At 58.8% G+C, this 18,309-nt stretch carries 21 protein-coding genes; 18 read left to right on the top strand and 3 right to left on the bottom strand.

Features of this window, described 5'->3' with window-relative positions; genetic code table 11:
- The first annotated feature begins 139 nt into the window (after positions 1-139).
- From rplU to CKW19_RS06655, 5 genes are all read left to right on the top strand, one after another.
- Positions 140-454, top strand: a complete 315-nt coding sequence (gene rplU, locus CKW19_RS06675; protein ID WP_003176051.1) for a 50S ribosomal protein L21 — start codon at positions 140-142, stop codon at positions 452-454.
- Between the two features lie 35 nt (positions 455-489).
- Positions 490-765 carry a 50S ribosomal protein L27 gene (gene rpmA / locus CKW19_RS06670; protein WP_017340859.1) on the top strand — a complete coding sequence of 92 codons (276 nt, stop codon included), beginning with the start codon at positions 490-492 and terminating at the stop codon, positions 763-765.
- A gap of 194 nt (positions 766-959) precedes the next feature.
- Positions 960-2,183, top strand: a complete 1,224-nt coding sequence (gene cgtA / locus CKW19_RS06665; RefSeq protein ID WP_053162546.1) for an Obg family GTPase CgtA — start codon at positions 960-962, stop codon at positions 2,181-2,183.
- 137 nt (positions 2,184-2,320) lie between these two features.
- A complete protein-coding gene (proB, locus tag CKW19_RS06660) occupies positions 2,321-3,439 on the top strand; it encodes a glutamate 5-kinase (protein WP_095057173.1) in 1,119 nt (372 codons plus the stop codon).
- A 13-nt stretch (positions 3,440-3,452) separates the two neighbouring features.
- Positions 3,453-3,917 carry a CreA family protein gene (locus CKW19_RS06655; protein ID WP_095057172.1) on the top strand — a complete coding sequence of 155 codons (465 nt, stop codon included), beginning with the start codon at positions 3,453-3,455 and terminating at the stop codon, positions 3,915-3,917.
- 179 nt (positions 3,918-4,096) lie between these two features.
- Here the strand turns inward: CKW19_RS06655 and rpsT are convergent, their stop codons facing one another.
- The gene (rpsT, locus tag CKW19_RS06650) at positions 4,097-4,375 is read right to left on the bottom strand and encodes a 30S ribosomal protein S20 (protein ID WP_020798646.1); all 279 of its coding nucleotides are present in this window, start codon (positions 4,373-4,375) and stop codon (positions 4,097-4,099) included.
- A 252-nt stretch (positions 4,376-4,627) separates the two neighbouring features.
- On the opposite strand from rpsT, the gene murJ reads away from it, so the two are divergent.
- The 6 genes from murJ to ispH all read left to right on the top strand — a co-directional run bounded on the left by murJ (position 4,628) and on the right by ispH (position 12,208).
- Positions 4,628-6,166 carry a murein biosynthesis integral membrane protein MurJ gene (murJ, locus tag CKW19_RS06640; RefSeq protein ID WP_095057171.1) on the top strand — a complete coding sequence of 513 codons (1,539 nt, stop codon included), beginning with the start codon at positions 4,628-4,630 and terminating at the stop codon, positions 6,164-6,166.
- A 129-nt stretch (positions 6,167-6,295) separates the two neighbouring features.
- Positions 6,296-7,234 carry a bifunctional riboflavin kinase/FAD synthetase gene (gene ribF / locus CKW19_RS06635; protein ID WP_095057170.1) on the top strand — a complete coding sequence of 313 codons (939 nt, stop codon included), beginning with the start codon at positions 6,296-6,298 and terminating at the stop codon, positions 7,232-7,234.
- Positions 7,235-7,247: 13 nt separating this feature from the next.
- The gene (ileS, locus tag CKW19_RS06630) at positions 7,248-10,079 is read left to right on the top strand and encodes an isoleucine--tRNA ligase (RefSeq protein WP_095057169.1); all 2,832 of its coding nucleotides are present in this window, start codon (positions 7,248-7,250) and stop codon (positions 10,077-10,079) included.
- Positions 10,072-10,584: a signal peptidase II gene (gene lspA, locus CKW19_RS06625; RefSeq protein WP_095057168.1), complete on the top strand. Its 513-nt coding sequence runs from the start codon at positions 10,072-10,074 to the stop codon at positions 10,582-10,584. The genes ileS and lspA overlap by 8 nt, the downstream gene beginning before the upstream one ends.
- A gap of 7 nt (positions 10,585-10,591) precedes the next feature.
- Positions 10,592-11,029, top strand: coding sequence for an FKBP-type peptidyl-prolyl cis-trans isomerase (fkpB, locus tag CKW19_RS06620; protein ID WP_177408785.1), 438 nt, complete (start codon positions 10,592-10,594; stop codon positions 11,027-11,029).
- Positions 11,030-11,260: 231 nt separating this feature from the next.
- Complete coding sequence (ispH, locus tag CKW19_RS06610; RefSeq protein WP_095057166.1) at positions 11,261-12,208, top strand: 4-hydroxy-3-methylbut-2-enyl diphosphate reductase; 948 nt, start codon at positions 11,261-11,263, stop codon at positions 12,206-12,208.
- Here the strand turns inward: ispH and CKW19_RS06605 are convergent.
- Positions 12,177-12,734, bottom strand: coding sequence for a GspH/FimT family pseudopilin (locus CKW19_RS06605; RefSeq protein WP_095057165.1), 558 nt, complete (start codon positions 12,732-12,734; stop codon positions 12,177-12,179). The genes ispH and CKW19_RS06605 overlap by 32 nt on opposite strands.
- Positions 12,735-12,842: 108 nt before the next feature.
- On the opposite strand from CKW19_RS06605, the gene CKW19_RS06600 reads away from it, so the two are divergent.
- From CKW19_RS06600 to thiO, 7 genes are read left to right on the top strand one after another with little or no spacing between them, the layout of a single operon-like run.
- The gene (locus CKW19_RS06600; protein ID WP_095057164.1) at positions 12,843-13,316 is read left to right on the top strand and encodes a GspH/FimT family protein; all 474 of its coding nucleotides are present in this window, start codon (positions 12,843-12,845) and stop codon (positions 13,314-13,316) included.
- Entirely contained in the window at positions 13,313-13,762 is a 450-nt protein-coding gene (gene pilV / locus CKW19_RS06595; RefSeq protein WP_095057163.1) for a type IV pilus modification protein PilV, read from the top strand. Before CKW19_RS06600 ends, pilV begins: the two co-directional genes overlap by 4 nt.
- A complete protein-coding gene (locus CKW19_RS06590) occupies positions 13,759-14,466 on the top strand; it encodes a PilW family protein (RefSeq protein ID WP_095057162.1) in 708 nt (235 codons plus the stop codon). The genes pilV and CKW19_RS06590 overlap by 4 nt, the downstream gene beginning before the upstream one ends.
- An 11-nt stretch (positions 14,467-14,477) precedes the next feature.
- Complete coding sequence (locus CKW19_RS06585) at positions 14,478-14,942, top strand: PilX N-terminal domain-containing pilus assembly protein (protein WP_371856312.1); 465 nt, start codon at positions 14,478-14,480, stop codon at positions 14,940-14,942.
- Positions 14,929-15,345: a hypothetical protein gene (locus tag CKW19_RS06580; RefSeq protein WP_095057160.1), complete on the top strand. Its 417-nt coding sequence runs from the start codon at positions 14,929-14,931 to the stop codon at positions 15,343-15,345. Before CKW19_RS06585 ends, CKW19_RS06580 begins: the two co-directional genes overlap by 14 nt.
- A 14-nt stretch (positions 15,346-15,359) precedes the next feature.
- Positions 15,360-15,761, top strand: a complete 402-nt coding sequence (locus tag CKW19_RS06575; RefSeq protein ID WP_095057159.1) for a type IV pilin protein — start codon at positions 15,360-15,362, stop codon at positions 15,759-15,761.
- A 55-nt stretch (positions 15,762-15,816) separates the two neighbouring features.
- Positions 15,817-16,917 (top strand): glycine oxidase ThiO, encoded by a 1,101-nt coding sequence (gene thiO, locus CKW19_RS06570; RefSeq protein ID WP_095057158.1) that lies wholly within the window; start codon positions 15,817-15,819, stop codon positions 16,915-16,917.
- Between the two features lie 58 nt (positions 16,918-16,975).
- Here thiO and CKW19_RS06565 read toward each other — a convergent pair whose 3' ends face one another.
- The gene (locus tag CKW19_RS06565) at positions 16,976-18,307 is read right to left on the bottom strand and encodes a sigma-54 dependent transcriptional regulator (protein WP_095057157.1); all 1,332 of its coding nucleotides are present in this window, start codon (positions 18,305-18,307) and stop codon (positions 16,976-16,978) included.
- Positions 18,308-18,309: the final 2 nt, after the last annotated feature.

Genomic DNA, 18,309 nt, shown 5'->3' with positions numbered 1-18,309 from the left:
GTACAATCGCGCACCCTGAACTTCCTGGGCAGCACCTGCCTTACGCAATTGCAAGCGGGCCTTCCAGCCCCATGCAGCCATGCCAGCCAATACCTCTTCTTATAAAGAGCTGGGTGAGCAGGATTATCGGAGAAATACCATGTCTTATGCAGTAATCGTTACTGGCGGCAAGCAGTACAAAGTCGCCCCAGGTGAATACCTGAAGATCGAAAAACTGGAAATCGCTACCGGCGAATCCGTTACCTTTGATCGCGTTCTGTTGGTTGCCAATGGCGACGACGTGAATATCGGCGCTCCAGTTGTTGCTGGCGCTACCGTTGTGGCTGAAGTGATCTCCCAAGGTCGTCACGATAAAGTCCGCATCATCAAGTTCCGTCGCCGTAAGCACCACATGAAGCGTATGGGCCACCGCCAGTGGTACACCGAGATCAAAATCACCGGTATTCAGGCTTAATTTCAGCCTAATTCCTCACTAGGAGAATTGAACTCATGGCACACAAAAAAGCTGGTGGTAGTACCCGTAACGGTCGCGACTCAGAAGCCAAACGCCTTGGCGTGAAGATGTATGGCGGCCAGGTTATCATTCCGGGCAACATCATCGTGCGTCAGCGCGGCACCCAATTCCACGCTGGCTACGGCGTTGGCATGGGCAAAGATCACACTCTGTTCGCTAAAATCGACGGCGTGATCAAGTTCGAAGTAAAGGGCGCCTTCGGTCGTCGTTACGTAAGCATTGTCCCGAAGACTGAAGTCGTCGCGGCATAATTACGTGGTTGCTGGAAAAGCCCTGTCTTGCGACGGGGCTTTTTCGTTTGTGGGGTGAGTCTCTTGCAAAGCTGTTTGAAGGTGGGCTCCAGCGCTGTATTCGCGGTCGTTGATTGAGGTCGCTGCGCTCATTTTTGCAAGAGTCTTATGTCTAGATTTTTTCGGCTCGTCCGTATGGCGAGAGGCGTTTTGTTATGAAGTTTGTTGATGAAGTATCGATTCGAGTAAAGGCCGGTGACGGCGGCAACGGTTGCATGAGCTTCCGTCGCGAGAAATTCATTGAGAACGGCGGCCCGAACGGCGGTGATGGTGGTGATGGCGGCTCGGTCTACATGATCGCCGACGAAAACCTCAACACCCTGGTCGACTACCGTTACACCCGGCACTTCGATGCCGAGCGTGGCTCCAATGGCGGCAGCACTGACTGCACCGGTAAAAAAGGTGAAGAGCTGGTGCTGCGCGTGCCGGTCGGCACCACGGTGATCGACTCCGCCACTCAGGAAGTGATTGGCGACCTGACCAAGGCTGGTCAGAAGTTGCTCGTGGCTCATGGTGGCTGGCACGGTCTGGGTAACACCCGATTCAAATCCAGTACCAACCGTGCGCCACGCCAGACGACCCCGGGCAAGCCAGGCGAACAGCGTGACTTGAAGCTGGAAATGAAAGTGCTGGCGGACGTGGGTCTGCTGGGCTTGCCGAATGCCGGCAAGAGCACATTCATTCGTTCGGTGTCGGCCGCCAAGCCGAAAGTCGCTGACTACCCGTTCACTACCTTGGTCCCGAACCTGGGTGTGGTCAGTGTCGATCGCTGGAAAAGCTTCGTGGTTGCGGACATTCCGGGCCTGATCGAAGGTGCTTCCGACGGCGCAGGCCTGGGGATTCGCTTCCTCAAGCACTTGTCGCGTACGCGTCTGCTGTTGCACCTCGTCGACATGGCGCCGTTGGATGACACCAGTGCACCGGACGCGGCGGAAGTCATCGTCAACGAGCTGACCAAGTTCAGCCCGTCCTTGGCTGAGCGTGATCGCTGGTTGATCCTGAACAAGTGCGACCAGATCCTCGATGAAGAGCACGATGCTCGCGTCAAGGAAATCGTTGATCGCCTGGAGTGGACCGGTCCGGTCTACGTGATCTCGGCCATCGCCAAGCAGAACACCGAGCGCCTGTGCCACGACATCATGCGTTACCTGGAGGATCGTGCCGATCGTCTGGCTAACGACCCGGCCTACAAGGAAGAGCTGGCTGACCTCGATCAGCGCATCGAAGACGAAGCCCGTGCTCAGTTGCAGGCGCTGGATGATCAGCGTGCCCTGCGTCGCAGCGGCGTGAAGTCGGTCCACGACATCGGCGATGATGATTGGGACGAAGAAGATGTGGATGACGAAGACGGTCCGGAAATCATTTACGTGCGTGACTGATTCGTTGCGATAAACTTAAGCGCCGCTCAATCGAGCGGCGTTTTAGTATCTGGAAATCGATTGTTGGTCACGAATAACCACGAATAACGTCACGGGCGGTGCTAGGTCGCGCTGCCCTCAAGCTAAGGTTGAAGATGATGCGGAGCAAGGTGACAGGTGCGCAGCGTTGGGTCGTGAAGATCGGCAGCGCTTTGCTGACGGCGGACGGCAAAGGCCTGGATCGCGCGGCAATGGGTGTCTGGGTTGAACAGATGGTGGCCTTGCACGAGGCGGGTGTCGAGTTGGTGCTGGTGTCCTCCGGGGCGGTGGCGGCTGGCATGAGCCGTTTGGGCTGGACTGCGCGACCCAGTGCAATGCACGAGCTTCAGGCCGCTGCTGCCATCGGTCAGATGGGGTTGGTGCAGGCGTGGGAATCGAGCTTTGCCGAGCATGGTCGGCACACCGCGCAGATTCTTCTGACTCACGATGACCTGTCCGACCGCAAGCGCTACCTGAATGCCCGCAGTACCTTGCGTGCGCTGGTCGAGCTGAAGGTTATCCCGGTAATCAACGAAAACGACACCGTGGTCACCGACGAAATCCGTTTCGGCGACAACGACACCCTGGCGGCATTGGTCGCCAACCTGGTCGAAGCTGATCTGCTGGTGATCCTCACCGATCGCGATGGCATGTTCGACGCCGATCCGCGCAACAACCCGGATGCCCAGCTGATTTATGAAGCGCGGGCCGACGATCCTGCGCTCGATGCGGTCGCGGGCAGTACGGGTGGTGCGTTGGGTCGTGGCGGCATGCAGACCAAATTGCGTGCGGCGCGTCTGGCTGCGCGTTCCGGTGCTCATACCATCATCGTTGGTGGGCGCATTGAGCGCGTGCTGGATCGCCTCAAGGCGGGCGAGCGCATCGGTACGCTGCTATCGCCTGAGCGCGGCATGCTCGCGGCGCGCAAGCAGTGGCTGGCCGGGCATCTGCAAACCCGCGGTACCCTGGTGCTCGATGCGGGGGCGGTGACGGCGTTGTCCCAAGGCAACAAAAGTTTGCTGCCGGTTGGCGTCAAATTGGTCCAGGGCAGTTTCCGTCGCGGCGAAATGGTTGTGTGCGTGGCGCCGGACGGTCGTGAAATTGCGCGTGGCCTGGCCAACTACAGCGCGCTCGAGGCGCAAAAAATCATCGGTCAGTCGTCTGATGCGATTGTCGGTCTGTTGGGTTACATGGCGGAACCGGAACTGGTTCACCGCGACAACCTGATCCTGGTCTAAAAGGAATAACTGAATGCGCGTGGCAAAAGGATTGTTGGGGTTGCTGTTGGCGATGCCGCTGCTGGCTTCGGCCGAAGAGATTGGTCAGGTGTCGACGGTGTTCAAATTCGTCGGGCCGAATGACCGGATTGTGGTCGAGGCTTTTGACGATCCCAAGGTCGAAGGTGTGACCTGCTATCTGTCCCGCGCCAAGACTGGCGGCATGAAGGGTGGTCTTGGTTTGGCCGAAGATCGTGCCGAGGCGTCTATCGCTTGTCGTCAGGTTGGGCCGATCAGCTTCAAGGGCGAGCTCAAGGATGGTGACGAGGTGTTCAAGGAGCGTACCTCGCTGGTCTTCAAGACCATGCAGGTGGTGCGCTTCCTCGACAAGAAGCGCAATACGCTGGTGTATCTGGTGTACAGCGATCGCTTGATCGAAGGCAGCCCGCAGAATGCGGTGACGGCGATTCCGATTTTGCCGTGGGCTCACGCTCAGTAATCGGACGTCAATCGAACTGTAGGGGCGAGCTTGCTCGCGATAGCGGATATCCAGCCAGCACAAATGCTGAATGTTAATCCGTCATCGCGAGCAAGCTCGCTCCTACAGTTTTGTGTGTCCGCCAAATCGCAGGCAATAAAAAACCGACCCTGAGGTCGGTTTTTTAATGAACGAGTCGCTTAGGCAGCAGCGGCAACGTTCAGGGCCTTAACGTGGCCATTCAAACGGCTCTTATGGCGAGCAGCCTTGTTCTTGTGGATGATGCCTTTATCGGCCATACGGTCGATAACTGGCACAGCCAGAACGTATGCAGCTTGAGCTTTTTCAGCGTCTTTTGCGTCGATGGCCTTAACTACATTCTTGATGTAGGTACGAACCATGGAACGCAGGCTGGCGTTGTGGCTGCGACGCTTCTCAGCCTGTTTTGCACGTTTTTTGGCGGAAGGTGAGTTGGCCACCGTCGAGCTCCTCGAAAGACTTTTTAGGAAATAGCAAACAAAATAGGCCGCGAATCATGCCGATGAGTTGAGGTCTTGTCAAGGGCGGTTGAGACGTTCCGCTAAGTGGTAGGTGATGCAAGCTTGGAGATTTCTTTCCAGCGTGCGACCTGTAAACTCGCGAGCTTTGGCTCTGTGCTGTTGCGGCGCGGAGTATCGCATAAGTGGGCGCTTTATTCGCCTGCTGTTTATCGACAGGCACAAACTCTTTCAATGAATCTGCTCAAATCGTTGGCCGCCGTCAGCTCTATCACAATGCTTTCCCGGGTTCTTGGGTTTGTTCGTGACACCCTCATTGCGCGCACATTTGGCGCGGGAATGGCGACTGACGCCTTCTTTATCGCCTTCAAACTGCCCAATCTGCTGCGCCGGATTTTCGCCGAGGGGGCGTTTTCTCAAGCATTCGTGCCGATTCTTGCCGAATACAAGAGCCAGCAGGGTGAGGAGGCGACACGAACCTTTATCGCTTATGTCTCGGGCCTGCTGACGCTCGTGCTGGCGCTGGTGACGGTGCTGGGGATGATTGCTGCGCCGTGGATTATCTGGGTGACGGCACCGGGTTTCACCGATACACCGGAAAAATTCGAGCTGACTACCAGCCTGCTGCGGGTCACCTTTCCCTACATTCTGCTGATTTCCTTATCCTCACTGGCTGGCGCGGTCCTCAATACCTGGAACCGTTTTTCGGTGCCGGCCTTTGTGCCGACCCTGCTGAACGTCAGCATGATCATCTTTGCGCTGTTTCTGACGCCGTACTTCGATCCTCCCGTGATGGCGCTCGGCTGGGCCGTATTGGCGGGCGGATTGGCGCAGTTGCTCTATCAGCTGCCGCACCTGAAAAAAATCGGCATGCTGGTGCTGCCGCGCCTGAGTCTGCGCGACAGCGGCGTCTGGCGGGTGATGAAGCAGATGTTGCCGGCGATTCTCGGCGTGTCGGTGAGCCAGATCTCGCTGATCATCAACACCATTTTTGCTTCGTTCCTGGTCGCCGGCTCCGTGTCGTGGATGTACTACGCCGACCGTTTGATGGAATTGCCGTCCGGCGTACTGGGCGTGGCGCTGGGTACGATTCTGTTGCCAACGCTGGCCAAAACCTATGCCAGCAAGGATCGCCACGAGTATTCGCGCATCCTCGATTGGGGGCTGCGCCTGTGCTTTGTGCTGGTGCTGCCGTGTTCCCTGGCGTTGGGGATTCTGGCCGAGCCATTGACGGTTTCGTTGTTCCAGTACGGCCAGTTCAGTGCGTTTGACGCGGCGATGACCCAGCGTGCCCTGATTGCCTATTCGGTCGGATTGCTGGGGATTATTGTGATCAAAGTGCTGGCTCCCGGCTTTTATGCGCAACAAAACATCCGGACGCCGGTAAAAATCGCGATTTTCACGCTCGTCGTGACTCAATTGTTCAACCTGATGCTGATCGGGCCATTGGCTCACGCCGGTCTGGCGCTGGCTATCAGTGCCGGTGCCTGCCTGAATGCGGGGCTGTTGTTCTATCAACTGCGCAAGCAGCAGATGTACCAGCCGCAACCGGGCTGGGCGAAGTTCGGCTTGAAGCTGGTGATCGCGGTCTCGGTGATGTCTGGCGTATTGCTGGCCGGGATGCATTTCATGCCGGCCTGGGGCGAGGGGCAGATGCTCGAGCGTTTCCTGCGCCTGGGTGCCTTGGTGGCCGCTGGTGTGGTGACGTATTTCGGCATGTTAGTGTTGATGGGCTTTCGTTTGCGCGACTTCAATCGCAAGACGCTGGGCTGAGGTTCGGGCCTCAATAAACAGGGGCGAGCCGACGGTTTGGTCGGCTCGATCACTTTGGGTTACGGTGTTGCCTGTCGTCGGCCGCCGGGTGTGGTTATAATCGACCACTTTATGAGCAAGAAGCGCGTTATGCAGCTGGTTCGAGGCCTCCACAATCTGCGCCCCCAGCATCGGGGCTGCGTCGCCACTATTGGCAACTTTGACGGTGTACACCGTGGCCACCAGGCTATCCTGGCGCGGCTGCGTGAGCGTGCGCTCGAGTTGGGCGTGCCCAGCTGCGTGGTGATTTTCGAGCCGCAACCGCGCGAGTTCTTTGCTCCGGACACCGCACCGGCCCGTCTGGCCCGCCTGCGGGACAAACTGCAGTTGTTGGCCGCCGAAGGCGTTGATCGCGTTTTGTGCCTGGCTTTCAACCAGCGTCTGAGCAAGCTCAGCGCCAGTGAGTTCGTCGATACCATTCTGGTGGACGGCCTCGGCGTGCAGCATCTGGAGGTCGGTGACGACTTCCGTTTCGGCTGTGACCGGGCAGGGGATTTCGATTTTCTGCTGCAGGCCGGCATGGTTCAGGGTTTTACCGTTGAAGCGGCGCAGACAGTCGAACTGGATGGCATCCGTGTCAGCAGCACGCAGGTGCGTAACGCTCTGGCCGCCGCTGACTTCGCCCTGGCCGAACGTCTGCTGGGTCGACCTTACCGGATCGCCGGTCGGGTGTTGCATGGTCAGAAGCTCGCCCGGCAGTTGGGTACACCCACCGCCAATATTCAACTCAAACGCCGTCGTGTGCCGTTCACCGGGGTGTACCTGGTCGACGTCGAGATCGACGGCAAGAACTGCCCCGGCGTCGCCAATATCGGCGTGCGGCCTACGGTCCAAGGTGATGGCAAAGCCCACCTGGAAGTACATCTTTTAGATTTTGCCGGCGATCTGTATGACCGGCGGTTAACGGTGGTTTTCCACCACAAGCTGCGTGAAGAGCAGCGTTTCGCCTCTCTGGAGGCGCTGAAAACGGCGATCAGCGCGGATGTCGCCGCCGCCCGTGCACTAGCCGCACCTAGCGCCCATCGCTAATGAAGAGCCTTAAATGACCGACTATAAAGCCACGCTAAACCTTCCGGACACCGCCTTCCCAATGAAGGCCGGCCTGCCACAGCGCGAACCGCAGATTCTGCAGCGCTGGGACAGTATTGGCCTGTACGGAAAGTTGCGCGAGATTGGCAAGGATCGTCCGAAGTTCGTATTGCACGACGGCCCTCCGTACGCCAACGGCTCGATTCACATCGGTCATGCGCTGAACAAGATTCTCAAGGACATGATCATCCGCTCGAAGACCCTGTCGGGTTTCGATGCGCCTTATGTTCCGGGCTGGGACTGCCACGGTCTGCCGATCGAGCACAAAGTCGAAGTGACCCACGGCAAGAACCTGGGCGCGGACAAGACCCGCGAACTGTGCCGGGCCTACGCCACGGAGCAGATCGAAGGCCAGAAGTCCGAGTTCATCCGTCTCGGCGTGCTGGGCGACTTCGCCAACCCGTACAAGACCATGGACTTCAAGAACGAGGCCGGTGAAATCCGCGCCTTGGCCGAAATCGTCAAGGGCGGTTTCGTGTTCAAGGGCTTGAAGCCTGTGAACTGGTGCTTCGACTGCGGTTCGGCCCTGGCTGAAGCGGAAGTCGAGTACGAGAACAAGAAGTCCTCGACCATCGACGTGGCGTTCCCGATTGCCGATGAAGCCCAACTGGCTGCCGCTTTCGGCCTGCCGTCGCTGGCCAAGCCTGCCTCGATCGTGATCTGGACCACCACCCCGTGGACCATCCCGGCCAACCAGGCGCTGAACGTTCACCCTGAATTCAACTACGCCCTGGTCGATGTCGGCGACAAACTGCTGGTGCTGGCTGAAGAGCTGGTCGAGTCGTGCCTGGCGCGCTACTCGCTGCAAGGTTCGGTCATTGCGACCACGACCGGTAAAGCACTGGAACTGATCAATTTCCGTCACCCGTTCTACGACCGTCTGTCGCCGGTTTACCTGGCCGACTACGTTGAGCTGGGCGCTGGCACTGGTGTGGTTCACTCCGCTCCGGCCTATGGCGTGGACGACTTCGTGACCTGCAAGAAGTACGGCATGGTCAACGACGACATCCTCAATCCGGTCCAGAGCAACGGCGTGTACGCGACCTCGCTGGAGTTCTTCGGCGGCCAGTTCATCTGGAAGGCCAACCCGGCCATCGTCGACAAGCTGACTGAAGTCGGTGCGCTGCTGCACACCACCATCATCGAACACAGCTACATGCACTGCTGGCGCCACAAGACCCCGCTGATCTACCGCGCCACCGCGCAGTGGTTCATCGGCATGGACAAGCAGCCAGTGACTGGCGACACCCTGCGCCAGCGCTCGCTCAAAGCCATCGAAGAGACTCAGTTCGTTCCGGCCTGGGGCCAGGCGCGTCTGCACTCGATGATCGCCAACCGTCCTGACTGGTGCATTTCCCGTCAGCGCAACTGGGGCGTGCCGATCCCGTTTTTCCTGAACAAGGAAAGCGGCGAGCTGCACCCTCGTACCGTTGAACTGATGGAAGAAGTCGCCAAGCGCGTTGAAGTCGAAGGCATCGAGGCCTGGTTCAAGCTGGACGCCGCCGAGCTGCTGGGCGATGAAGCGCCGCAGTACGACAAGATCAGCGACACGCTGGACGTCTGGTTCGATTCGGGCACCACGCACTGGCATGTCCTGCGCGGTTCGCACCCTATGGGCCACGAAACCGGTCCGCGCGCCGACCTGTACCTGGAAGGTTCGGACCAGCACCGTGGCTGGTTCCACTCGTCCCTGCTGACCGGTTGCGCCATCGACAACCACGCGCCGTATCGCGAGCTGCTGACTCACGGCTTCACCGTCGACGAGTCCGGCCGCAAAATGTCCAAGTCCCTGGGCAACGTCATTGCACCGCAGAAAGTCAACGACACCCTGGGCGCCGACATCATGCGTCTGTGGGTTGCATCGACCGACTATTCGGGCGAAATGGCCGTTTCCGAGCAGATCCTGCAACGCAGTGCGGACGCCTACCGGCGTATTCGTAACACCGCGCGCTTCCTGCTGTCGAACCTGACCGGCTTCAACCCGGCGACCGACATCCTGCCAGCCGAAGAAATGCTCGCGCTGGACCGTTGGGCCGTGGACCGCACCTTGCTGCTGCAGCGCGAGCTGCAAGAGCACTACGGCGAATACCGTTTCTGGAACGTGTACTCGAAGATCCACAACTTCTGCGTGCAGGAGCTGGGTGGTTTTTACCTCGACATCATCAAGGACCGCCAGTACACCACCGGCGCCAACAGCAAGGCCCGTCGTTCGGCGCAAACCGCGCTGTTCCACATCTCCGAAGCGCTGGTTCGCTGGATCGCACCGATCCTGGCCTTCACCGCCGACGAGCTGTGGCAATACCTGCCGGGTGAGCGTAACGAGTCGGTAATGCTCAACACCTGGTACGAAGGCCTGACCGAATTGCCGGAAGGTTTCGAACTGGGTCGCGCGTATTGGGACCGGATCATGGCCGTGAAGGTTGCGGTCAACAAGGAAATGGAAATCCAGCGCGCCGCCAAGGCTGTCGGTGGCAACCTGCAGGCCGAAGTGACACTGTTCGCCGAAGACGCGCTGAGCGCCGATCTGGCCAAGCTGAGCAACGAGCTGCGCTTTGTACTGATCACCTCGACCGCCGCTGTTGCACCGCTGGTGCAAGCGCCGGCCAATGCCGTGGTGACCGAAGTCGGCGGCTTGAAGCTGCAAATCGTCAAGTCGAGCCACGCCAAGTGCGCCCGTTGCTGGCACTGCCGTGAAGACGTCGGCGTGAACCCGGAGCATCCTGAAATCTGCGGCCGTTGTGTCGATAACATCAGCGGCGCAGGCGAGGTTCGTCACTATGCCTAATGCCATTGGCCGTTTCGGACGGCTGAGCTGGCTTTGGTTGAGCCTGCTGGTTCTGGTCATCGACCAGGCCAGCAAGTTTTACTTCGAAGGCAAGCTTGAGATGTATCAGCAGATCGTCGTGATTCCCGATTTGTTCAGCTGGACCCTGGCCTACAACACTGGCGCTGCGTTCAGCTTCCTGGCTGACAGCTCTGGCTGGCAGCGCTGGTTGTTTGCCCTGATCGCCATCGTGGTCAGTGCAGTGCTGGTGGTCTGGCTCAAGCGTCTGGGACGCAACGAAACCTGGCTGGCAGTTGCCCTGGCACTGGTGTTGGGTGGCGCGCTAGGCAATTTGTATGACCGCATTGCCCTGGGCCATGTGATCGATTTCATTCTGGTGCATTGGCAGGATCGCTGGCGTTTCCCGGCCTTCAACGTTGCCGACAGCGCCATCACGGTTGGTGCGGTAATGCTGGCACTGGACATGTTCAAAAGTAAAAAGACCGGAGAAGCCGTAAATGACTGAACAGGTATTGGCTGAGCAACGCATCGGCCAGAACACGGAAGTCACCTTGCACTTCGCATTGCGCCTGGAGAACGGCGACACGGTGGACAGCACCTTCGACAAAGCCCCGGCGACCTTCAAAGTCGGTGATGGCAACCTGTTGCCAGGTTTCGAAGCGGCATTGTTCGGTTTCAAGGCCGGTGACAAGCGCACGCTGAACATCGAGCCGGAAAACGCTTTCGGCCAGCCGAACCCGCAAAACGTACAGATCATCCCGCGCTCGCAGTTCCAGGACATGGAGCTGTCGCCCGGTTTGCTGGTGATCTTCAACGATGCGGCCAATACTGAATTGCCTGGCGTGGTGAAAGAGTTCGACGATGCTCAAGTGACCATCGACTTCAACCACCCGTTGGCTGGCAAGACCTTGACCTTTGACGTGGAAATCATTTCCGTCAAAGCGCTGTAATGTAACTGATCGGACACGATCAAAAATGTGGGCGCGAGCCTTTGTGGCGAGGGGGCTTGCCCCCGTTGGGGTGCGAAGCGCCCCTGAAATCGGCCGCGTCGCTTCTGAATGAGCCTGCGGTGTCTGTTTACGATTGCTACGCAATCGAACGGGGGCAAGCCCCCTCGCCACAGCAGGCTCGTTCCCACAATGGTTTTTCATTGTTTTCGCGCGCAAGACACGAGGCACAGCATGCAAATCAAACTCGCCAATCCCCGTGGCTTCTGCGCCGGTGTGGACCGGGCGATCGAAATCGTCAACCGCGCCCTGGAAGTTTTCGGGCCACCGATCTATGTGCGCCATGAAGTGGTCCACAACAAGTTTGTCGTCGAAGACCTGCGCTCCCGTGGCGCGATCTTTGTCGAAGAACTGGATCAGGTGCCAGACGATGTCATCGTGATCTTCAGCGCCCACGGCGTTTCCCAGGCCGTGCGTACTGAAGCGACGGGGCGTGGGCTGAAAGTATTCGACGCCACTTGCCCGCTGGTGACCAAAGTCCATATCGAAGTTGCGCGGTACAGTCGTGACGGCCGTGAGTGCATCCTTATCGGCCATGCCGGTCACCCGGAAGTCGAAGGCACCATGGGCCAGTACGACGAGGGCAATGGCGGCGCGATCTATCTGGTCGAAGACGAGAAAGATGTGGCTGCGTTGCAGGTGAATAACCCGGAAAAGCTCGCGTTCGTGACCCAGACCACGCTGTCGATGGACGATACCAGTCGCGTTATCGACGCACTGCGTGCGCGTTTCCCGGCCATCGGTGGTCCGCGCAAAGATGACATCTGCTACGCCACGCAAAACCGTCAGGACGCAGTCAAGCAACTGGCCGACGAGTGCGATGTGGTATTGGTGGTCGGCAGCCCGAACAGCTCCAACTCCAATCGCCTGCGCGAACTCGCCGAGCGCATGTCTACGCCGGCCTATCTGATCGACGGCGCCGAAGACCTGCAAAAGAGCTGGTTCGACGGTGTAGAGCGTATTGGTATCACCGCGGGCGCTTCTGCTCCGGAAGTGCTGGTGCGTGGCGTGATCCAGCAGTTGCAGGCTTGGGGCGCCACCGGTGCCGACGAGCTGGCTGGTCGCGAAGAGAACATCACGTTCTCGATGCCTAAAGAGTTGCGCGTCCGCTCGCTGCTCTGAGTTTCTTCCCTTCTGTGCATAACGCCTGTTCAGCCTTGTCGCTGCGCAGACTGACGCGACCGGAGGGCGCCAGCACGACTTGCTGGTGGCTCACCGGTTCGTGGGCTGCGCAAATGTGTAACGTCCCCGCTTGAAAGCCCCCTTTGGCGAACTGCGGTTCGCCCAAACTGCTGAATCTGACGAAGTGCCGGACAGTTTGATTCCCGGCAACGGGCACTTGCGCAGCGCTCAGACGCTCGGCCAGCAGCGGATTTTGGCTGTCCTTATACCCCTTGCCACTGATATCCAGAATGATCCGCCAGCCCTGGCTCCAGTCGCCGTTGATGCCGTAGATCACCACGGCCTGATTGCGGGTGATGGCTTCGGTCCTGGCGGTGCGTATTCCACCGTAAAGCGACTGTGCGGCTTGCTCGCGATGGTTCGATTCATTGAGTGCAGCAAACGCCGGGCTGACCAATTGCAGAACAATTCCGGCAATTGCCAGTCCCATGAGCAGTTCAATCAGGCTGAAACCTCGTTGATGCATGACGTCCTCCTCCCTGGAGTGCTGTGGCTTACGCGTTCCTTGTGTGAGCGCCGGCCGAATGTGCAGGCGTGTTAATGCAGGTATAGCCGACGGCAACGGAGGACATCGATGGATCATCGTACAAAAGGTTTCACGCTGATCGAGTTGCTGCTCGCAATTGCGATCTTGCTGGTACTGATGACGCTGGCCGTGCCGGCATTTACCCGGTCGGCGCAATCGACCAAGGCTGATACCGAAATCAATGATCTGCAACGCGGCTTGAACTTCGCCCGACTCGAGGCCATCGATCGAGGCGCCACTACGCGGCTTCGACCGATGGCAGGGGACAGTGTCTGGACCGGGGCGCTGGCGGTTTATGACGGTACTGGCAAATTGGCCAATGTGTTGCGGGTTATTCCGGCGATGAGCAGCGGTGCAAACCTGACGCTAACCTCAGAGGTCACTGCCATCGATTTCGATCCACTGGGCGGGTTGTCATCACCGTCCACAGGGGTGGTGATCAGTCATGTGCTGGGCGAGCAAAGCAGGACGCTGAATGTGTGTTTGAACGGACGGATTCTTTTGGGTGGAAGTTGCGGATGAGGGCAGGGAGCAGGTCTGTACAAAAGGGCATGACGCTGATCGAGGTCCTGGTGGCGTTGTTGATACTCGGCGTGGGGTTGCTGGGGGCGGCGGCATTACAGCTCAATGCGCTGAAGTACACGGACAGTTCACGCATGAGCAGCCAGGCGAGCTTTATCGCCTACGACATGATGGACCGCATTCGCGCCAACGCGACTGCCGATTACACCGTTGCGCCACCCGCGTCGGGCAACCTGAACGTTACCCGGGATCAGGATCTTTACGACTTCAACACCAATATCATCGGTTTTGGCGGCCCCACTGCCACCGGCAGCATCACCGTCAATCAACGGGTGTACACGATCACCATCGAATGGTACGACTCGCGAGCGGCCAACATGGCTGATTCGCGACGCAGTTTCGTCCTGACCAGCCGCGCAACCGTCGACCCGGTGATGACCCCGTGAGCCGCGGCAGCAAAGGCTTTGGCCTCATCGAATTGCTGATCGCCCTGGCGCTGAGCCTGATCGTCGTGCTGGGTGTAGTGCAAGTGTTCATCGCGTCCAAAAACACGTATCTCAGCCAGAACGCCGCAGCCACCATGCAGGAAGATGCGCGTTTCGTGCTGAGCAAACTGATCCAGGAAATCCGTATGGTCGGCATGTTCGGCTGCCAGGGGACGATCACCGATTCGAGCTTGAAAAAGGACTTCGCGGCAAGCCAGATGTCGCCGATTCGTTGGGACAACTCCGCCCGCAAATTGACGTTGATAACGGCGGATGTCGGCAGCAATGGCGGCAAGCCCAGCTGGACGGTGATTTCCGATTGTCGCAACAGTGCAACGGCACATAGCGAGGCCTCGACGCCCCCACCGGGGCAACTGGCGTTTCCGATCCGGCGGGTGATTTACCGCTTCAGCAACAATCAACTGTCGATGGGGAGCGGAGAGGGCGCGCAACAGGTGCTGGTGAATAATGTCAGTGCGTTCGATGTGAGCTTCGGTCTCGCCAGTTCCGCCACTGACATCGGCGCGTCCAGTTACAGCAGCAACCCGACGGACCCTGCGCGCATCCGCAGCGTTCGTCTGACGCTGACGCTGTATGACCCCAACCACAGGGTCCGTGATCAAACCTTCAATGTGGTTGCCGCCTTGCGCAACCGCTTGCTGTGAGAGGGCGATCAATGAGTTGCCAATCCGAGCGCGGCATGGCGCTGCTGGTCAGTCTGGTGTTTTTGTTGTTGCTGACGCTGATCGGCATTTCATCGATGCAGAGTGCCACGCTGCAGGAAAAAATGGCCGGCAGTGTGGCTCTGCGCAATCAAACGTTCCAGAGCGCCGAAGCCGTGCTGCGAGTGGGCGAAAGCGCAGTGCAGCGAGACAGCTATTCGCTGCCGGTGTGCAGCGGTGTTCGCCAATGCGCGCCACCGGCTGAGTCGTCGGTGATAACGGCAGCAGGGTTCAATACCACGTCGGGGGTGACGTGGATCGCATCCGGCAAGGGCTTTTATGGCGTGCAAAATTTAGGTGTCGTACGAAATGTGGTGAACGTGCCGATCAATACGCCAGCGACGCTGTACCGGGTAACAGCGGTAGGCATTGTGGGCAGTTCTCGCAGTGTGGTGGAGAGCACTTATGCGAAATATTGAGCAGCGCGTAGGTTTTCGGATTCGTGTGTGCGGCGCTGTTTTGGCGATGTGTCTTGCAGTTCCCGCCTGGTCCTTTTCACCGCCGGACAAGCCCGCCCTGAACCGGGAGCGTTGCCTGGCCTCTGGTCACTGGTATGGTTTCTATCACGACAAAGTGGGGTTGAGACCAATCTGCCTGAAGCTGCCCGAGGCGTTCAGCGTTAAGATGCTCGACAGTAATGGCGATGGCGTGGTCGATAACCCCGATGCGATTTCAAGCGGGGTTGTGTTTGTCGGAGAGGACACAAGCGCCATTGACGATGACAACACCGAAATCGACAGTGACTCCAGTGGCGACAACGCCCAAGGGGTGGAAAAAACCGGCGGCGGCAGCCGTCGCATCATGTGGCGACAAATACAGTAAGTGAGAGTTGAGGCATGCACAGATTCAACCGCGGCTTTACCCTGATCGAAATCATGATCGTGATTGCAATCATCGGTATTGTCATGACCATTGCTGCACCGAGTTTTACCGAATATCTGCAGAAAGGGCGACGCGCCGAAGTGGCCGGGCTGCTGTCTGAACAAGCGCAGATGCTTGAACGCTTCTACTCGCAAAAAAATGCCTACACCGGTGCTGCCGGCCTGAGCCCCGGCAACGACTACTACACGATCACTTCGACGCTGACCGACCAGTCCTTCCTGCTGACGGCTGTGCGCAAGGCGGACGGCAGCATGGCCACAGACAAGTGTGGTGATTTCACCATCACCAACACCGGTGTGCTCGGCATGGTCAACGCCGCATCCGGCCTGACCACCAAGGATTGCTGGGGGCGTTGAGATTTCTTTCGGGTGCCTTTTGCGCCCTATGTCTAATGAATGGTTGGATCAGAACATGACCAGGCAACAGCAAGTGGTGATTGTCGGCGGCGGTGTGATTGGTTTGCTGACGGCATTCAATCTGGCGTCCGAAGTGCAGAGTGTTGTGCTGCTGGATCGTTCGAGCGTCGGCCAGGAATCTTCCTGGGCCGGCGGCGGGATCGTTTCGCCACTTTACCCGTGGCGCTACAGCCCGGCAGTGACTGCGTTGGCTCATTGGTCCCAGGATTTTTATCCACAGCTGGGCGAGCGCTTGTTTGCAGCGACTGGCGTCGATCCTGAAGTGCATATCACTGGCCTGTACTGGCTCGACCTGAATGACGAGGCCGAAGCGCTGGCTTGGGCCGTTCGGGAAAACCGTCCTTTGAGGGCTGTGGATATCTCGGCGGCTCACGACGCGGTTCCGGTGCTGGGCGGCGGTTTTTCCCGGGCGATCCACATGGCCGATGTGGCCAATGTGCGTAATCCACGCCTGGTGAAGTCGCTGAAGGCCGCGTTGCTGGCGCTGCCGAACGTGACGATTCATGAGCAATGCGAAGTCAGCGGGTTTGTTCGTGACGGCGATAAAGTGGTCGGCGTGCACACGGCCACTGGTGTCATCCATGGCGATCAAGTGGTCTTGACCGCAGGCGCATGGAGCGGTGATCTGCTCAAGGGCCTGGGCCTTGAACTGCCCGTCGAGCCCGTGAAAGGGCAGATGATCCTCTACAAGTGCGCGGCGGATTTCCTGCCGAGTATCGTTCTGGCCAAGGGGCGTTATGCGATACCCCGGCGCGATGGTCACATCCTGATCGGCAGCACACTGGAACATGAAGGTTTCGACAAGACACCCACCCGGTCGGCGCTGGAAAGCCTCAAGGCCTCGGCGGAGGAATTGATTCCTGCCCTGGCCGACGCCGAAGTGGTCGGACATTGGGCCGGATTACGCCCGGGATCGCCGGAAGGCATTCCTTACATCGGTCGAGTACCGGGGTTTGAAGGGCTCTGGCTCAACTGCGGGCACTACCGTAACGGGTTGGTGCTGGCGCCAGCATCGTGTCAGTTGTTTGCCGATGTGATGCTGGGGCGGGCGCCGATTATTGATCCGGCGCCGTATGCGCCGAGCGGGCGGATCTGACGTAAAGTCAAAAGATCGCAGCCATGCAGGCGCTGCCGAAGGCTGCGATCTTTAATGCTTAATCCAACCCTAATTTCTTCAATCGATACCGCATCGACCTGAACGAAAGGTTCAACCGCTGAGCCGCCGCCGTGCGGTTCCAGCGGGTTTCTTCCAGCGCCTGAAGCAGCAACTGGCGTTCGACGTTTTCCAGATAGGTTTCCAGATTGTCGATCTGCGTCAGATCCGGCAGGCCGCCTTCGACGGCGCAGTTGCCTTCGGCCAGGCGCAAGTCGCTCGCTTCGATCTGCTTGTTCTCGCACAACGTATGCGCACGTTCGAGCATGTTTTCCAGCTCCCGGACGTTGCCAGGGAAGCGGTAGCTTTTCAGCGCATCGAGGGCTTGCGGGTGGAGTTTTGCCGCAGGTTGACCGGTGTCGGCGGCGAGGCGTTTGAGCATGTGACTGGACAGTGTTTCGATGTCATCGCGGCGCTCGCGCAAAGGTGGCACTCGAATCTCGATGACGTTCAAGCGGTAGTACAGATCCTGTCGAAAGCGCTCGGCGGCGACTTCGGCATCCAGGTCCTTGTGCGTTGCACAAAGGATGCGTACATCAACCAACGTCTCCTGCTGCCCGCCGACACGACGCACGGCTTTTTCCTGAATGGCGCGCAACAGTTTGACTTGCATCGCCAGTGGCAGATCAGCCACTTCGTCGAGGAAAAGGGTACCGCCTTGGGCCGCCTGGAACAGGCCGGGCTTGTCTTCGATGGCACCGCTGAAGCTGCCTTTGCGGTGGCCAAAAAACTCGCTTTCCATCAGTTCCGACGGAATCGCTCCGCAGTTGATCGGAATGAACGGTTGGTTGGCGCGGGGGCCCTGGTCATGGATCAGGCGCGCGACCAATTCTTTACCGCTACCGGATTCGCCACTGATGTACACCGGTGCCTGACTGCGCGCCAGTTTGGTGATGTGCTTGCGTAGCGTGCGCATCGGCAATGAATCACCGAGCAAACGTCGGTCAATGGCGACCTCTGCTACGGGGAGCAGCAGGGCGTTGGTGACCAGTTCGCGCAGGCGGGTGAGGTCCACCGGTTTGGTCAAAAAGTCGAAGGCCCCGGCCTTGAGCGCATTGATCGCGGTGTCGAGGCTGCCATAAGCCGTGATCATCGCCACGGGCACCTGTGGATAACGTTGCTGGATGTATTGCACCAGCTCAAGGCCGGAGCCGTCCGGCATACGCATGTCGGTCAGGCACAGGTCGAAGGTCTCGCGTTTCAATAGCGCCAGCGCCTCGGCAACATTGCGGGCACTGAAGGTCTCGAGTTTCATCCGTCCCAGGGTGATTTCCAGGAGTTCGCGGATGTCCGGCTCGTCATCGACGACCAGGACTTTTTGCCGTAGTCCCATGT

This window comes from Pseudomonas sp. Irchel s3f7, assembly GCF_900187615.1.
In the GTDB taxonomy this organism is placed as follows: domain Bacteria; phylum Pseudomonadota; class Gammaproteobacteria; order Pseudomonadales; family Pseudomonadaceae; genus Aquipseudomonas.
The sequence above is the reverse complement of the archived record's forward strand: the minus strand, read 5'-3'. Positions and strand labels throughout refer to the sequence as shown.

Coding starts and splice junctions, on each gene's coding strand:
- rplU (WP_003176051.1), top strand. CDS start 140: ATGTCTTATGCAGTAATCGTTACTGGCGGCAAGCAGTACAAAGTCGCC.
- rpmA (WP_017340859.1), top strand. CDS start 490: ATGGCACACAAAAAAGCTGGTGGTAGTACCCGTAACGGTCGCGACTCA.
- cgtA (WP_053162546.1), top strand. CDS start 960: ATGAAGTTTGTTGATGAAGTATCGATTCGAGTAAAGGCCGGTGACGGC.
- proB (WP_095057173.1), top strand. CDS start 2,321: ATGCGGAGCAAGGTGACAGGTGCGCAGCGTTGGGTCGTGAAGATCGGC.
- CKW19_RS06655 (WP_095057172.1), top strand. CDS start 3,453: ATGCGCGTGGCAAAAGGATTGTTGGGGTTGCTGTTGGCGATGCCGCTG.
- murJ (WP_095057171.1), top strand. CDS start 4,628: ATGAATCTGCTCAAATCGTTGGCCGCCGTCAGCTCTATCACAATGCTT.
- ribF (WP_095057170.1), top strand. CDS start 6,296: ATGCAGCTGGTTCGAGGCCTCCACAATCTGCGCCCCCAGCATCGGGGC.
- ileS (WP_095057169.1), top strand. CDS start 7,248: ATGACCGACTATAAAGCCACGCTAAACCTTCCGGACACCGCCTTCCCA.
- lspA (WP_095057168.1), top strand. CDS start 10,072: ATGCCTAATGCCATTGGCCGTTTCGGACGGCTGAGCTGGCTTTGGTTG.
- ispH (WP_095057166.1), top strand. CDS start 11,261: ATGCAAATCAAACTCGCCAATCCCCGTGGCTTCTGCGCCGGTGTGGAC.
- CKW19_RS06605 (WP_095057165.1), bottom strand. CDS start 12,734: ATGCATCAACGAGGTTTCAGCCTGATTGAACTGCTCATGGGACTGGCA.
- CKW19_RS06600 (WP_095057164.1), top strand. CDS start 12,843: ATGGATCATCGTACAAAAGGTTTCACGCTGATCGAGTTGCTGCTCGCA.
- pilV (WP_095057163.1), top strand. CDS start 13,313: ATGAGGGCAGGGAGCAGGTCTGTACAAAAGGGCATGACGCTGATCGAG.
- CKW19_RS06585 (WP_371856312.1), top strand. CDS start 14,478: ATGAGTTGCCAATCCGAGCGCGGCATGGCGCTGCTGGTCAGTCTGGTG.
- CKW19_RS06580 (WP_095057160.1), top strand. CDS start 14,929: ATGCGAAATATTGAGCAGCGCGTAGGTTTTCGGATTCGTGTGTGCGGC.
- CKW19_RS06575 (WP_095057159.1), top strand. CDS start 15,360: ATGCACAGATTCAACCGCGGCTTTACCCTGATCGAAATCATGATCGTG.
- thiO (WP_095057158.1), top strand. CDS start 15,817: ATGACCAGGCAACAGCAAGTGGTGATTGTCGGCGGCGGTGTGATTGGT.
- CKW19_RS06565 (WP_095057157.1), bottom strand. CDS start 18,307: ATGGGACTACGGCAAAAAGTCCTGGTCGTCGATGACGAGCCGGACATC.